The organism is Streptomyces sp. NPDC045026 (assembly GCF_056432625.1).
Genome location: NZ_JBWKIS010000004.1, coordinates 194,519 through 208,168, shown reverse-complemented (window position 1 = coordinate 208,168; position 13,650 = coordinate 194,519). Strand labels below are relative to the sequence as shown.

General features: G+C 69.1%; 12 protein-coding genes. 5 read left to right on the top strand and 7 right to left on the bottom strand.

The annotated features are described in order from the left end of the window. The first annotated feature begins 76 nt into the window (after nt 1-76). A complete protein-coding gene (locus tag AC07EJ_RS11525; RefSeq protein ID WP_389476437.1) occupies nt 77-814 on the top strand; it encodes an AfsR/SARP family transcriptional regulator in 738 nt (245 codons plus the stop codon). On the opposite strand, the gene AC07EJ_RS11520 is transcribed toward AC07EJ_RS11525, so the two are convergent. The 5 genes from AC07EJ_RS11520 to AC07EJ_RS11500 all read right to left on the bottom strand — a co-directional run bounded on the left by AC07EJ_RS11520 (nt 796) and on the right by AC07EJ_RS11500 (nt 5,873). Beyond that, entirely contained in the window at nt 796-1,617 is an 822-nt protein-coding gene (locus tag AC07EJ_RS11520; RefSeq protein WP_478884116.1) for a glycosyltransferase family 2 protein, read from the bottom strand. The genes AC07EJ_RS11525 and AC07EJ_RS11520 overlap by 19 nt on opposite strands. A gap of 103 nt (nt 1,618-1,720) precedes the next feature. Continuing rightward, on the bottom strand, nt 1,721-2,728 hold the full coding sequence (locus AC07EJ_RS11515) for a DMT family transporter (RefSeq protein ID WP_478884115.1): 1,008 nt from the start codon (nt 2,726-2,728) through the stop codon (nt 1,721-1,723). Further along, nucleotides 2,721-3,806, bottom strand: a complete 1,086-nt coding sequence (locus AC07EJ_RS11510; RefSeq protein ID WP_389476431.1) for a glycosyltransferase family 4 protein — start codon at nt 3,804-3,806, stop codon at nt 2,721-2,723. The genes AC07EJ_RS11515 and AC07EJ_RS11510 overlap by 8 nt, the downstream gene beginning before the upstream one ends. Before the next feature lie 45 nt (nt 3,807-3,851). Then, complete coding sequence (locus AC07EJ_RS11505; RefSeq protein WP_389476429.1) at nt 3,852-4,658, bottom strand: SDR family NAD(P)-dependent oxidoreductase; 807 nt, start codon at nt 4,656-4,658, stop codon at nt 3,852-3,854. Between the two features lie 18 nt (nt 4,659-4,676). Continuing rightward, nucleotides 4,677-5,873 carry a Gfo/Idh/MocA family protein gene (locus tag AC07EJ_RS11500; protein ID WP_389476427.1) on the bottom strand — a complete coding sequence of 399 codons (1,197 nt, stop codon included), beginning with the start codon at nt 5,871-5,873 and terminating at the stop codon, nt 4,677-4,679. Between the two features lie 185 nt (nt 5,874-6,058). Between AC07EJ_RS11500 and AC07EJ_RS11495 the strand changes: the two genes are divergently transcribed. Then, entirely contained in the window at nt 6,059-6,211 is a 153-nt protein-coding gene (locus tag AC07EJ_RS11495; RefSeq protein ID WP_389476425.1) for a hypothetical protein, read from the top strand. 17 nt (nt 6,212-6,228) lie between these two features. On the opposite strand, the gene AC07EJ_RS11490 is transcribed toward AC07EJ_RS11495, so the two are convergent. Then, nucleotides 6,229-7,749: an amino acid permease gene (locus AC07EJ_RS11490; protein WP_478884114.1), complete on the bottom strand. Its 1,521-nt coding sequence runs from the start codon at nt 7,747-7,749 to the stop codon at nt 6,229-6,231. A gap of 131 nt (nt 7,750-7,880) precedes the next feature. Between AC07EJ_RS11490 and AC07EJ_RS11485 the strand changes: the two genes are divergently transcribed. Genes AC07EJ_RS11485 through AC07EJ_RS11475 form a run of 3 tightly spaced genes read left to right on the top strand, consistent with a single transcriptional unit; the run spans nt 7,881 to nt 12,063 of the window. Further along, nucleotides 7,881-9,353: an FGGY family carbohydrate kinase gene (locus AC07EJ_RS11485; protein WP_389476421.1), complete on the top strand. Its 1,473-nt coding sequence runs from the start codon at nt 7,881-7,883 to the stop codon at nt 9,351-9,353. Further along, nucleotides 9,350-10,792, top strand: coding sequence for an FAD-dependent oxidoreductase (locus AC07EJ_RS11480; RefSeq protein ID WP_389476419.1), 1,443 nt, complete (start codon nt 9,350-9,352; stop codon nt 10,790-10,792). The genes AC07EJ_RS11485 and AC07EJ_RS11480 overlap by 4 nt, the downstream gene beginning before the upstream one ends. Next, entirely contained in the window at nt 10,789-12,063 is a 1,275-nt protein-coding gene (locus AC07EJ_RS11475; RefSeq protein WP_393581582.1) for an NAD(P)/FAD-dependent oxidoreductase, read from the top strand. Before AC07EJ_RS11480 ends, AC07EJ_RS11475 begins: the two co-directional genes overlap by 4 nt. Before the next feature lie 129 nt (nt 12,064-12,192). On the opposite strand, the gene AC07EJ_RS11470 is transcribed toward AC07EJ_RS11475, so the two are convergent. Beyond that, nucleotides 12,193-13,230, bottom strand: coding sequence for a hypothetical protein (locus tag AC07EJ_RS11470; RefSeq protein WP_478884113.1), 1,038 nt, complete (start codon nt 13,228-13,230; stop codon nt 12,193-12,195). Nucleotides 13,231-13,650: the final 420 nt, after the last annotated feature.

Here is a 13,650-nt window from a genome sequence, read left to right as displayed (position 1 = left end):
TATCGTGCAGATTCGGCTACTTGGACCTTTGTGTATCGAGACGCGTTGTGGCGCGCTTTCACTGAAGTCCCCTCAGATGCGCAGCCTTGTCGCCGTCCTGGCGCTCAACGGTGGCAATTCGGTCGAACGCAAAGAGATATGTTCGTGGATCTGGCGTGAAGGTGAATCCCCGGTGAGTGCGGACGGGGCTCTTTATACCTGTGTGAGTCGACTGCGCAATCTACTGAACCGCTCCATGGGTGGTGGAGGTGAATTGATGATCGATACGACGCCAGGCGGATACTCTCTGACTGTCGATCGATCAGATGTTGATGCACTCAGGTTTGAGTCTTCGCTTCGTCGAGCTCGCGCAGATCAACGGCTGGGACGGATGGGGTCAGCTCTCCATGGTTTCGAGGAGGCGCTGGGCTTCTGGTCCGGGCCGGCCCTGGCCAACATTTCGCCGACGGACCCGGTTCTGGCTGAAAGCGTCAGCCTCAATGAAGCGCGTTTCGGCGCAGAGCTTGACCTGATCGGGGTAAGTCTCAGGATGGGGCGAGGCCTGGAAGTGCTCGATAGAGTGTCAGGACTTGTCGTGAAAAATCCCTTTGTGGAGTCGGTCTCATACCTGTATATGACCGCATTGTCGCAATGCGGGAGGCGAAGCGAGGCCATCAGTCACTACAGGGAGGTGTACCGGTCCATGAGGGCGGAGTTGGGATCGGTGCCGTCAATAGAATTGCAGAACTTGCATACGGCCCTCCTCCAGGGGCGGGCGGCATCGGATGGCCTGGACATTTCGTTCGGTGAACCAGCTCAGCTCAGGTCTTGGTGACGCTTCAGAGAGTATGCCCTCAATGACTCTCCAAAGATTCCCCCTCTCGTTTCCGTGAGCCGATCATCAATGTGTTCGCCGGCCATGACGAGAGATGCCAGTTCTCGGCAATATCTGTCATACACCTCCGGGTGATTGTTTACGATCGTTGCGCGCAGTTCCAGGTCGCGATGAATGTGTTGAGCGAGCATGCCGTCGCGGCTCGTGCGGTAGTAGTGAAGTGCCTCAGCAGCCGACGACATCTTGCCTCCGAGCTTTCCTAGTGCGATCCAGAAGTCCCAATCCTCATACGAGGGCATCATTTCGTTGTAGCCGCCGACCTGGACCCAGGCGCGCCTCCTGAACATCGACGAGTACGGCGCCACGTTCCGTGATTTCAGATCCTGGAAATTATATGGTGAATGACTCCAGGTGTAGTCGGCAATGCCGAATGCCCGCAGGGTTGGACGGACGACATCCACGGAATCGTCATCGTCGAGTTTGGTCGCCATGTGCTCGAGGGCGGTGTCGGAGAAGTAGTCGTCCGCATCAAGGCAAACGATGTACTCTCCGCGAGCCACTGATATCCCTGCGTTGCGTGCGCGCCCCAGCCCTCCGTTGCGCTTGAAGAGGAGGGTTACTGCCAGCTCCGGATGATCGTCGGCAAAATCCTGAGCGAGACGTCGTGAAGAATCCGTACTTCCGTCGTCAACGACGATCAACTCCCAATCCGTAGAGCGTTGATCGCGGATGCTGTTGATGGAACGCATGAGATAACGAGAATAGTTGAAGCAAGGGATGATGACCGAAATTTTTGCGTCCACTCGGTCGAGGTTACGCTTGGCTGCTTACAGGCACCTTTCACTCATCTTTTAAGTAACTGTCCAAGAAGCGCGGAGCAAGGTCAGAAGGCCCTGTCCATCGTGGTCACTGCCGGTCGGCGCCGTGACTCACCCGGCCGCTCGCGAGCTTGCCGCGGATGACAACAGCCATTCCGGCGACAGTGACGGCCATGGCGGCGATCTGCAGGGGTGCCGGGGCGCCGGCCAGGTGGAGCATCGCGGAGCTGACACCGACCAGTGGAGACACGGCGAGCCCCAGGAGCGCCGAGTAGGACGGGCCACCCACCAGCAGAATGCGGTGTTGCAGAAGGTAGGCGGGTACATAGACCACGATCCCGAGCAGGGCCAGCATCCCCAGCGTCGCCCAGCCGACCTCGCCCCCGGCGATCAGGGCCCAGATGGCGAGGGGAACCGTGCCGACCGCGAAGATCGGCAGGATCCTCGGCGCCATCGCGCCGCGATACCCGCGGTTGACCCGCTCGAAGTAGATCCCGTAGAACGCCATGGAAAGCAGAGCGGCCACAGCGACCAGCGAGCCCAGGGCGACTTGGTGTCCGAGATTCCCGGCAAGTCGCGGCACCGCGTACAGCACAGCTCCGGCGACCGCAACGACTGTTCCAACGATGGTGCGCACCGGGGGCCACTTGCGAGCCATGACGCCTTCGGCGAGCAGCACCACAGCCGGCGTGAGCGACATGCCCAGTGCGGGCAGGGCGGGCCCGGCGAGGCTGATGGCGACGGTCGACAACAGCGTATAGGCCGTCACACCGGTCAGCGCGAGGATGGCCACCTGCCACCAGCGACAGGGGGGCGAAGGCGCGGCAACGGGGAGCGCCTCGCCGGCCGGTGCGGTTCGGGACGCCGACCACCAGGTGAGGGCGAGCAGGCCCAGGACGGTGAATCCGGTGCGGCCTGCCGATACCGTGGCGGTACTGGCCCCGCGGAGCGACGCCTGCACGATCAGCCAGGTCGAAGTGAGCAGGACGACCAGCGCAGCGGACTGCCAGGCCAACAGCGCCTTGCCGGCCCGCGCGGACACGCCGTAGTCAGGCGCCGCAGCGTGATCGGACCGGGCCAGTCTGCCGTCACCCACGCGCCTCACGGACCACGTCCTCGTATACGGTGCAGGTGCGCTGCACCATCAGGTCGGCGGTGTACAGCTCCCGGTACCGTTCGTGCGCGCTGGCCGTAAGCCGCCGGGCGCGGTCCGGGTGAGAGAGAACTGCCAAGGCGGCCTCGGCCAGGCCCTCGCGGTCCTCCGGGGTGACCAGCAGTCCGTCGATGTCCTTCCGAACCATCTCCGGGATGCCGCCGACCTCCGTCGCCACGATGGGGATGTTCGACGCCATCGCTTCGAGCACGACCAGATTGGCAGCATCGGCCCGCGACGGCACCAGCAGCATGTCGGCCCCGAGCTCCGCGGTCAGCGCGCCCGAGACGCTGCCGTAGAAGTGCACGTTGCCGGACAGGCCGAGTGCTGAGACCGTTCTGCGCACCAGCGATTCGTCCGGTCCGGTGCCGACGAGGTGCAGCTGCGCATGCGGTAGGGAGCGGAGGATCAGCTCGAATGCGAGGACGGCGGCATCGGCGCCCTTCTCCGGCGAAAGCCGCCCGCAGTACAGGATGTTGGGACCCGATGAGCCGTTCAGACGGAAGCCTGACGGTGCGGGAACGTCCACGCCGTTGGGTACATGGCGCACTCGGCCTGCATCGCCGAAGAACTTACCGATGGCCGCGTCGGCGAACTTGGCGACAGTGATGACCGGGAACTGTGCGTTCGCGGCCGAAGCCGCGCGCAGGAACGCATCGACGGGGTTGTACATGTGCTGCGTGTACACCAGCGGCACCCTCAGGGCCATCGACAGCTCGAGACCCCGAAAACCGGCGTGCATCAAGTGGGCGTGGACGATGTCGGGACCCCATTGTGCGCCCCGCGCGTGCAGCTCACGGGAGTCGTTCGGCTCGGCGGGGTCGGCCCCGTTCGGCAGGAGCGTCCGGTCGACGAAGACATCGGCGCCGGCCTCCCGGCACCGTTCGGTCAGGACACCGTCGCTCCCGGCGACGACCTTCACCGCCAGCCCTCGGCGCACTTGGTGGGCGACTTGGGTGGCGACATGGCTGACCGTTCCTCCGGTGGTCGGCCCGCACTGCACAAGATGGATGACGCGCATGTCTGATGAGTCCTTGTATAGGAGAGGAAGCCGGTCGGCCCGCGGTCAGCTGCCCTCGACGGAACGGGCCATCACGGGGTTCCCCGCGGTGAGTCCGCCGTCGACCGTCAGCACCGAGCCCGTGATCCAGGCGGCGCTGCCGGAGGCGAGGAAGCAGACAGCGGCCGCGACGTCGTCCGGCTCGCCGACCCTTCCGAGGGGGTACCACTGAGCGAGCGCGTCGAAGACCGTCGAATCCTTTGCCTCCTGCTCGGCCCATGCTGCTGTGCGGATCGTGCCGGGGTTGACCGCATTGGCGCGGATCCCGTAGGGGCCGTACTCGACGGCCAAGCTACGGGTGAACGACACCAGCGCGGCCTTGGCCGCGCTGTAGGACGGATGTCCGTAGAAGGCGAAGGCATTGACCGAGACGAGATTGACGATCACCCCGGTGCGCCGTGCCATCATCGAGGGAAGGACCGACTGGCAGCAGCGCACCGCGCCCTTGACGATCACGTCGAGGTCCGTGTCCCAGAGGCTGGTCGGAGCCTCGTGCAGTTTCGGCGGGATCGGGCACGCCACGATCGCGTTGTTCACCAGAAGATCGACCGGCCCGAATGTGCTCGCTGCGGTAGCGACCGCCGTGGCGACGCCTGCGTTGTCGGTGACGTCCATGGCGACACCGAGGGCGCGGTGTCCTTGTGCGGTCAGTTCGCCGGCGAGATCCTTGCATCCCCGTTCATCGATGTCTGTCACCACCACCGAGGCGCCCTCACGGGCCAGCCGCGTGGCCGTCACGCGCCCGATACCCCCGGCGGCACCGGTGATCAGGGCGACCTTCCCCGTCAAGTCGAAGCGGTCCGCAGCTGTCATGTCGAGATCCCCTTGTTCTCAATGGGCCACTGGGCTGTTCGCCCGCGACTGGCCGTTGTCGAAGTAATCGCGCAGTACCGGGTCCAGCGCCGGCACCGCGAGCGGAACTCCACCGCCCCGTAGGGACCGTGCCGCCAGTTCGCCGGCCGCGACCGCCATCCGGGCCGCAACCGGGGAGGTGCTGGTGCGAGCCCCCTCGCGGACAAAGTCGACGAACTCCTCGACCGCCTTCACGTCGGCGCCGTCGTGCCCTCCGGCGCTGTCCGGGATCCGGTACTCCGCATCGCCCCGCTCGTCGTAGTTGCGGCGGCCCTTGTTCCACACCCTGATCGCTCCGCCGGCCTCGTCGCCGAAGTTCTCCATCCGCCCTTCGTCGCCGATGACGGTGAAGCTGCGCCAGTAGTCGGGGGTGTAGTGGCACTGTTGATAGGCGGCCAGCACGCCGTTGTCCAGGCGCATGTTGACCAAGGACAGGTCCTCGACGTCGATGGTCGGGTTGAGGTCGCGCTGTGACCTCGGAGGCCAATTGTCCCGGGACAGCCAGTCGTCGGTCTTCGGCTGTCCGGCGGGACGCCGTGGAAGGTCGCCGTAGACGGTCAGGTCGCCCAGTGCCTGCACTGTTTCGGCGTAGCCACCGACTATCCAGTGCAAGGCGTCGAGGTCGTGGGCGGCCTTCTGGATCAGCAGGCTTCCGACCTTGGAGCGGTCGGCGTGCCAGTCCTTGAAGAAGAAGTCCCCGCCGTGGCCGACGAAGTGCCGCACCCACACGCTGCGTGGCCGCCCGATGTCACCCCGCTCGACGACCTCCTTCATCAAGCGGACGAACTGCATATGGCGCATGTTGTGTCCCACGTACAGGCGTGAACCGGTGTCATGGGCGGTCTGGAGGATGGCGTCGCACTCTGCCAGCGAAATGGCCATCGGCTTCTCGAGATAGACGGCCTTGCCCGCGCGCAGGGCATCGATGGCGATCTCGGCGTGCGTGTGATCCGGCGTCGCGACAAAGATCGCGTCCACGTCGTCCCGCTTCAGCAATTGGCGGTAGTCGGTACCGGCCGTGGCGTTGTCGAAGGACTCGGCCGCCCTCCGCGCGGTGGCCTCGTCCAGATCGGCCACCGCGGTGATCCGTGACCCTTCGCCGGGTGGACGGTGTGCGGTCTCGGCGAGACTGCGCCGAAGGCCGAGCCCGATGGCGCCGATTCGAAGATCATCCATAGCTCTGCGCACTCCCAAGATCTGTCGTGGGGTCGACCGGCACGCTCCAACAGTCGTACTTGGTAAGGCTGTTGGCGTGACGGTCAGGCCTGCGATCTCGCAACGCGGTGTCTGTGACGCATCCTCATAATGCTCAATGTTGATCTGTCTTGCAAGGATGCGAGCATGAATGAGCATCAGCGCCCATGGCCCTCGGCATCGAGGTCGCGCCGCACGAGCTCCTCGACCGGTCCCTGATCTGGAACCAGGCCCACCTGCTCCATGCGGTCGGCGAGTTCGACGTCGCAGATCAGGGGCCGTGTCAGAGCAATCCGACACGGCCCCTCGGTCGTTCCTGAGACTCCTCGAACTCCCGCTATTCCGGGGCGTCTTCCTTCATTTGCGGCGTCCCGTACCTGTTGCGCGCCGCGTACCACCACACCGTCGCCAGGATCAGCACCACGGCCAGGGCTGCCGACGAGTAGTTCATCGAGCCGATCGTCACCGGTGACGCCTGCGGCAGGCAGAACAGGATCGTCACGAACGCCACCCACGTCACCGCGGTCCAGCCGACCGGTCTGCTCCAGCGCCCCAGGTTCCAAGGGCCCGGGGTGAAGCGGTCGCCCGCGCGCAACCGCAGGAGGATCGGGATCGCGTACGCGGGCGTGATCCCGATGACGTTGATGGCGGTCACCGCACCGTACGCCGTCGCGGAGTACAGGGACGGCAGCGCGATCACCGCGGCGAGGCCCACGGACAGCCACACGGCGGGCACGGGGGTCCGGGTGCGGGCGCTCACCTTGCGCCACAGGGCCGAGCCCGGCAGCGCGTTGTCGCGGCTGAACGCGAACACCATGCGACTGGTGGCCGCCACCTCGGCATTGCCGCAGAACAGCTGGGCCACGATCACGATCAGGAGCAGTGCCGTCGCCCCCGACGTCCCGACGGCGTCGATCATGATCTGCGCGGGCGGCACCCCGGTGGCACTGTCCTGCGCGCCCGCGTAGTCCTGGATCGCGAACGTCAGGCCCGCGAGCAGCACGAACCCGGCGATCCACGAGACCCACACGGCCCGCACGATGCCCCGCGCCGCGGAGACGGAGGCGTTCGACGTCTCTTCCGAGAGGTGCGCGGACGCGTCGTAACCGGAGAACGTGTACTGCGCGAGGAGCAGGCCGATCGCGGCGACGTACAGCGGGTTGTGCCAGCCGGTGTCGTTGACGAACTCGGTGAACACGAAGGACGGCGACCGGTGGTGGTCGGGGACGATCGCGAGGACGCCGACGATCACGGCCACGCCCGCCAGGTGCCACCACACGCTGATCGAGTTGAGCAGGCTGACCAGGCGGACGTCGAAGAGGTTGAGGGCGGCGTGCACGAAGAGGATGGCGAGGAAGATCAGGAAGGTCGATCCCGGTGTCGGGTCGAAGCCGAACCGGAGGTTGAGGAGCGCGCCGGTGAACAGGGCCGCGCCGTAGTCGATTCCGGCGATCGCGCCGAGCAGGCCCAGGAGGTTGAGCCAGCCCGTGTACCAGCCCCAGCGGCGGCCACCGAGCCGGTCGGCCATGTAGTAGAGGGCACCGGACGTCGGATACGCGCTGGTGACCTCGGCGAGCGCCAGGGCGACGAGGAGGACGAAGAGGCCGACGCCCCCCCAGCCCCACATCATCACGGCCGGACCGCCGGTGCCGAGGCCGAATCCGTATAGCGTCATGCAGCCGGACAGGATGGAGATCACGGAGAAGCTGATGGCGAAGTTGCCGAAGCCGCCCATGCGGCGGGCCAGGACCGGCTGGTAGCCCAGCTCCCTGAGTCTGGCCTCCTCGTCCGGTGGCTGCCCGGCCGCTCCGGACGCCGCGGGGCTCGACGAAGTAGTGCGTATTTCCGGTGTGGACATGAGCTCCTCTTGTGGGGCGAGAGGCGTGAATTCGCGGATGACATACGGAGATTGACGGATCATCAGTCCAGAGGGAAGGGGTGCAGGGGCACCCTTGACTCTCTCGCGGGGGCTGTAGCAGGCTTCCCGCGGTGATCAGGAATGACAGCGGGCCGCGCGAAGGGGTCGTCCTCGCCATCGATCAGGGCACATCGGGGACGAAGGCCCTCGTCGTCTGCCCGCGCCGCGGCGTGATCGGTTCCGGCGCCGCGGCCGTACGTCCGCGCTACCTTCCTGGCGGCCTCGTCGAGGTCGAACCGGACGCGCTCCTGGGCTCGGTGCTCGACGCGGGGCGCCGCGCGCTGGCCGCGGCGGGCGAGCCCGTCCGCGCCGTCGGACTCGCCAACCAGGGCGAGACGGTCCTCGCCTGGGACCCCGCGTCCGGCAGGCCGCTGACGGACGCGATCGTCTGGCAGGACCGGCGGGCCGCACCGCTGTGCGAGGAACTCGCCCCGCACGCCGGTGAGTTGAAGCAACTGACCGGGCTGCCGCTCGACCCCTATTTCGCCGCTCCCAAGATGGCCTGGATCCGGCGCCACCTCACCCGCGACGGCGTCGTCACCACCAGCGACGCCTGGCTCGTCCACCGGCTCACCGGCGCGTTCGTCACCGACGCCGCCACGGCGGGACGCACGCAGCTCCTCGACCTGGACACCGTCGCATGGTCGCCCCGCGCCCTGGACATCTTCGGCCTCGGCGGCGAGCGGCTGCCGGACGTCGTCGATGCCGCGGGACCCGTCGGCACGACGAACGCCTTCGGCCCCGAACTCCCCCTGACCGGGCTCCTCGTGGACCAGCAGGCCGCGCTGCTCGCGCAGGACGTGACCGGGCGAGGAACCGCCAAGTGCACTTATGGAACAGGGGCGTTCCTGCTCGCCCCGACCGGTGGTCGCGCACACCGCGGTGACTCGGGACTGGCCAGTTGTGTCGCCTGGCGCCTTGCCGGGCGGAGCAGCTACTGCCTCGACGGGCAGGTCTACACGGCCGCCTCCGCCGTCCGCTGGCTCACCGACCTCGGGGTCATCGCGGGGGCCGAGGACATCGACCCGGTGGGATCGGCCGTGCCCGATACGGGCGGTGTCACCTTCGTGCCGGCCCTCGCCGGTCTCGCGGCGCCGTGGTGGCGCGGCGATCTGCGCGGCTCCCTGACGGGCCTCGGCCTGGACACGACCTCGGGTCACGTCGTCCGCGCCCTGTGCGAGGGGATCGCCGCGCAGGTCGTCTCGCTCGCGGACGCCGTCGCCGCCGACCTGGGCGAGCCGCTGCGCACCCTGCGCGTCGACGGCGGTCTGACCCGGTCGGCCCTGCTGATGCAGACCCAGGCGGACCTCCTCCAACTACCCGTAGAGGTCGCCGAGTTGCCCGACGCGACCGCGCTCGGCGTGGGTGTCGTCGCCCGGCTGGGGCTCGATCCCGCCCTCACCGTGCGGGACGCGGTCCCGCGCAGGCGGCCCGCCGCCGTGTACGAGCCGCGCATCGACCCGGCGCAGGCCGCCGAACGCCTCGACGGGTTCCGCTCGGCGGTGGCCACGCTCCTCGACCGCACACCGACGGCGTCCTCGTGACCGGCACGACCAAAGGGGCGCTGTCGTCCAAGGGGCCGCTGCCGTCCAGGCCCTACGACGTCGCGGTCGTCGGCGCCGGCGTCGTCGGTACCGCCATCGCCCGCGAACTGGCGCGCCACCCACGCCTGCGCATCGCTCTCGTGGAGGCGTCCGGCGATGTCGGCGACGGCACGTCCAAGGCCAACACGGCGATCCTGCACACCGGTTTCGACGCCGTGCCCGGCTCGCTGGAGTCCCGCCTCGTCAGGGAGGGGCAGCGACTCCTCGCCGCCTACGCGGCCGAGTCGGGAATCCCCGTCGAGCCGGTCGGCGCCCTGCTCGTTGCCTGGGACGAGGATCAACACGCAGCGCTGCCAGGCCTGTTGGAGAAGGCGAGGCGCAACGGATACGGCGCCGCGCGGATCATCGGCGCCGACGAGACCCGGGCTCGCGAGCCGCACCTCGGCCCCGGTGCGCTCGGCGCCCTCGACGTCCCGGGCGAGAGCATCATCTGCCCCTGGACGACCACACTGGCGTACGCCACCCAAGCGGTGCGCTCCGGCGTCGACCTGCACCTCAACTCGCGCGTGGTCTCGGTCGGTTCGGACGAGGTTGGCCATGTTCTGTCCACATCGCGCGGCGCGCTGCGGGCGCGGTTCCTCGTCAACGCGGCGGGGCTCCACGCCGACGTACTCGACCGGCTCGTCCTCGGGCGCGGCGACTTCACCGTCACCCCGCGCCGCGGCCAGCTCATCGTCTTCGACGAACTCGCCCGCGACCTGGTCGGGCACATCCTCCTTCCGGTGCCGACCGCGCTCGGCAAGGGCGTCCTCGTGGCACCGACCGTCTACGGCAACGTACTGCTCGGCCCGACCGCCGAGGACCTCGACGACAAGGCGGCCACCGGCACGACGGCGGACGGACTCGACGGGCTGCTCACGAAGGGGCGCCGCATCCTTCCGGCCCTGGTCGACGAGGAGGTCACCGCCGTCTACGCGGGCCTGCGGGCCGCCACCGAACACGACGACTACCGGATCCGCTGCCACGAGGACCGGCGCTATGTCACCGCGGGCGGCATCCGCTCGACCGGACTCACCGCGTCGATGGCGATCGCGGCGCACGTCACGTGCCTGATCGCCGATGCGGAACCCGGCCTCGGCCTCAAGGAGCCGGTCGACCTGACGCCCGTCCACATGCCCAACCTGGGCGAGGCCTTCCCCCGCCCCTACCAGCGCGCCGACCTCATCGCGACCGACCCCGCGTACGGCACCATCGTCTGCCACTGCGAGCGCGTGACCCGCGGCGAGATCAGGGACGCCCTGATCAGCACGGTCCCGCCCGCTTCCCTGGAGGGACTGCGCCGCAGGACCCGGGCGCGGGGCGGCCGGTGCCAGGGGTTCTACTGCGGGGCCGCGCTGCGTGAACTCCATGAGGGGCGGGGCGAATGGGGGCCGGCATGACGCGGCGGCGGCGGAGCGTCGACGTGGTCGTCGTCGGTGCGGGGCCCGCCGGGCTGGCCGTCGCCCGCGGTCTTGCCGAGCACGGCGCGGGCGTCGTGGAGGTCCTGGAGCGTGAGGCGGTGGCGGGCGGCGTGCCGCGGCACTGCCACCACCGCGGGTTCGGGCGGTGGGGCGTGACCGGGCCGCAGTACGCGGCCAGGACCGTCGAGGCCGCGCTCGGCTCCGGCGCACGCGTGCGGACCGGGGTCACCGCCACCGGATGGGCCGGGCCCCTCACCCTGGACACCACCGGCCCGCACGGGCTCGAACGCATCACCGCACGCGCCGTCGTCCTCGCCACCGGCGCGCGCGAACGTCCGCGCAGCGCACGCCTCGTCCCCGGCACCCGCCCCGCCGGAGTGCTCACCACCGGCGAGCTCCAGCAGGCCGTCCACCTCCATGGACAGGCGGTCGGCACCCGCGCGGTCGTCGTCGGCGCCGAACCGGTCGCTTACGCGGCCCTGTCCGCCCTGCGCCGCGCCGACGTCACCGTCGCCGCACTCACCACCGAGGAGCCGCGCCACCAACTGGGCCGGGCGCGGGCCGCGGCCGCCCGCATCGGTCACGGCGTCCCCGTCCTCACCGGCGCGACCGTGGCCGAACTCCTGGGCAGGGGACGGCTCTCAGGCGTGCGGCTGCGGCACCTCGACGGGCGGCTGACGACGGTCGACTGCGACACCGTGGTGTTCACCGGGGACTTCGTGCCGGACCACGAGCTGGCGCGGCGCGGGGGAGTGGCACTCGATCCCGGGACGCGGGGGCCCGCCGTCGACGGCGCGTTCCGCACCGGCGTCACGGGTGTCTTCGCCGTGGGGAACGTGCTGCACGCGGTGGAGCCGGCGCTGTGGGCGGCCCGGGAGGGCGCTCTCGCGGCCGACGCCGTACGCCGGTTCCTCGAGGGCGCCGGCCCGGCGTCCGGCGGACCCGCGATCGAGGTCGCGGCGCCCCTGCGCTGGGTGGCGCCGAACCGGGTGGCTCCGCAGGCGCCGGTGGACCGCTTCGTCCTGCGCACGTCGGAGGCGCTGGTGCGGCCCGTACTCGTCGTCACCCAGGACGGCCGCCGCCTGCACCGCCAGTACGTACCGCGCGGCGCTGTTCCCCACCGACCCCTGCATCTGGCGGGCCACTGGACGGAAAAGGCCGACCCCGCGGGCGGGCCGGTCCGGATCACGGTGGGCGGGCTCAGGGGCCGCATCTTCGGAGCGTCCATGGAGGGATGCGCTTCCGAGTAGTGCGGGTGGGCGTTCCGCAGCCGCTCGGGTTACGGGCCGTACCTGCCTATGGGCAGACAGGGCCCGATGAACTCCCGCTCTGCATAAGCCAGTTGCCCCGTGAGTGCTCCTGCGCCCTCTCCGCCGTAGTCACTGCTGTTCCCCGGCCCAGTACGCGGCCCGTACCTCCGCCTCCGCGAAGTCCCGGCGCGGCAGACACAGACCGAGGGACTGCTCCAAGGCGTGGAAGTACAGCTCGAACGTATTGGTCAACTCGGGGTGGTCCAACTCGGCACGGCGCACCGCCCGGTTGAGGAAGTCCAGCTCGCCGCCCCGCAGGTAGGGGGCGCGGCCGCGCTCGTACCAGATCAACTCCAGGATGCCCCAGTCGTCGTCGACACGGCGTCCGTCCCGCATGTAGTCCAGGGTGTAGATGGCCTTCGCGGAGGTGGCGGTCAGCCACACGCTCTCCTTGATCCCGAGCGCCGCGTACGCCTCCTTGTCGGCGAAGGACCCCGGTGGCGTGTCGTGGTACAGCAGGAAAGTCCACTCGCCCGCCTGCCCGAAACAGCAGCTCTCCCACTGGCGGTCCCAGTGGGCCCGGCCGCCGTCCACGGCCTGTAGGTCCTTCAAGCGCGTACCGGCCGCGACCTGCGCGGGATCGGCCCCGTACAGCAGGGCCAGCCGCTCGGCGTCGATGCTTCCCCCGGGCTCCGTGCGGAAGAAGGCAAGCGTCGTGTACGGGTCCTGCTCACGCCAGGACCTGGCTATCCAGGCGAGCCCCTCCAGCGGGTCACGCCCGCACGCCTCAACCGTCCCCGCGTCGTCCAGGCCGCCACTGCGGAACCGTCTGCCCCACGCCGCATCGATCCGGTCCAGCGCGTCGGCCACCTCCTCAAGACTGCCGCCGCGCCGACGCATCGCGGCCTCGGCGATCAGGTACAGCACCTGTTCGAGGTCGCGGGTGGCGAAGACCTCCCGGTAGGGACCGTGATGGCCGCGCACCGTGCCGTCCTCGTCCAGCAGCAGGCACAGGCCGTCGTCCTGCGCCTCCTCGGCGAGCTCGGCCCACTCCTCCAGCTCGTCTTCCGAGAGCGCCACGGGCGGCAGCCCGACCTCGTCCAGCAGGGCGTGCCGCGCGGCCACCTGCTGCCAGGCCTCGACAAGTGTCTGCTTGGTGATCTCCATGGCGTCAATATAAAAGGGGGCACTGACAACCGGCCGACCCCGCCGACCGGTTCAGCACTCGGCCGCTCAGGACCGGTACAGGGCCCGCCGTGTTGCCGCGAACCCGCCCCGCCGCGAGCAGCCGCGCGACGCCGACGCCTCCGCCCCGACCGCCACCGGCTCCCCCGAACACACCCAGCTTCCGGGCCGTCGGCGCCGGCTCGGCCACCACGTCTGCGAGCGGTGCCACGACCTCCGGGCCCGCCTCGTACGCCTGCCCCGTGGCACGGTCTGCCTCGGCTGCCCGGTGGTGCACCTTCGGAAAATGGCGCGGACACGCCCATTGTCAGGGTTGCGGTGAGGGAGTTACATGGTGCCCGCACGTGACGAAAGCGCTTTCTGCCGGTCGGGGAACCCCCTGGTCGGCAGCCCCTTCGTTGC

Excerpts from the sequence above, each read along its gene's own strand:
- AC07EJ_RS11525 (WP_389476437.1), top strand. The coding sequence starts at position 77 with ATGCGCAGCCTTGTCGCCGTCCTGGCGCTCAACGGTGGCAATTCGGTC.
- AC07EJ_RS11500 (WP_389476427.1), bottom strand. The coding sequence starts at position 5,873 with ATGGATGATCTTCGAATCGGCGCCATCGGGCTCGGCCTTCGGCGCAGT.
- AC07EJ_RS11510 (WP_389476431.1), bottom strand. The coding sequence starts at position 3,806 with ATGCGCGTCATCCATCTTGTGCAGTGCGGGCCGACCACCGGAGGAACG.
- AC07EJ_RS11475 (WP_393581582.1), top strand. The coding sequence starts at position 10,789 with ATGACGCGGCGGCGGCGGAGCGTCGACGTGGTCGTCGTCGGTGCGGGG.
- AC07EJ_RS11490 (WP_478884114.1), bottom strand. The coding sequence starts at position 7,749 with ATGTCCACACCGGAAATACGCACTACTTCGTCGAGCCCCGCGGCGTCC.
- AC07EJ_RS11495 (WP_389476425.1), top strand. The coding sequence starts at position 6,059 with ATGGCCCTCGGCATCGAGGTCGCGCCGCACGAGCTCCTCGACCGGTCC.
- AC07EJ_RS11470 (WP_478884113.1), bottom strand. The coding sequence starts at position 13,230 with ATGGAGATCACCAAGCAGACACTTGTCGAGGCCTGGCAGCAGGTGGCC.
- AC07EJ_RS11505 (WP_389476429.1), bottom strand. The coding sequence starts at position 4,658 with ATGACAGCTGCGGACCGCTTCGACTTGACGGGGAAGGTCGCCCTGATC.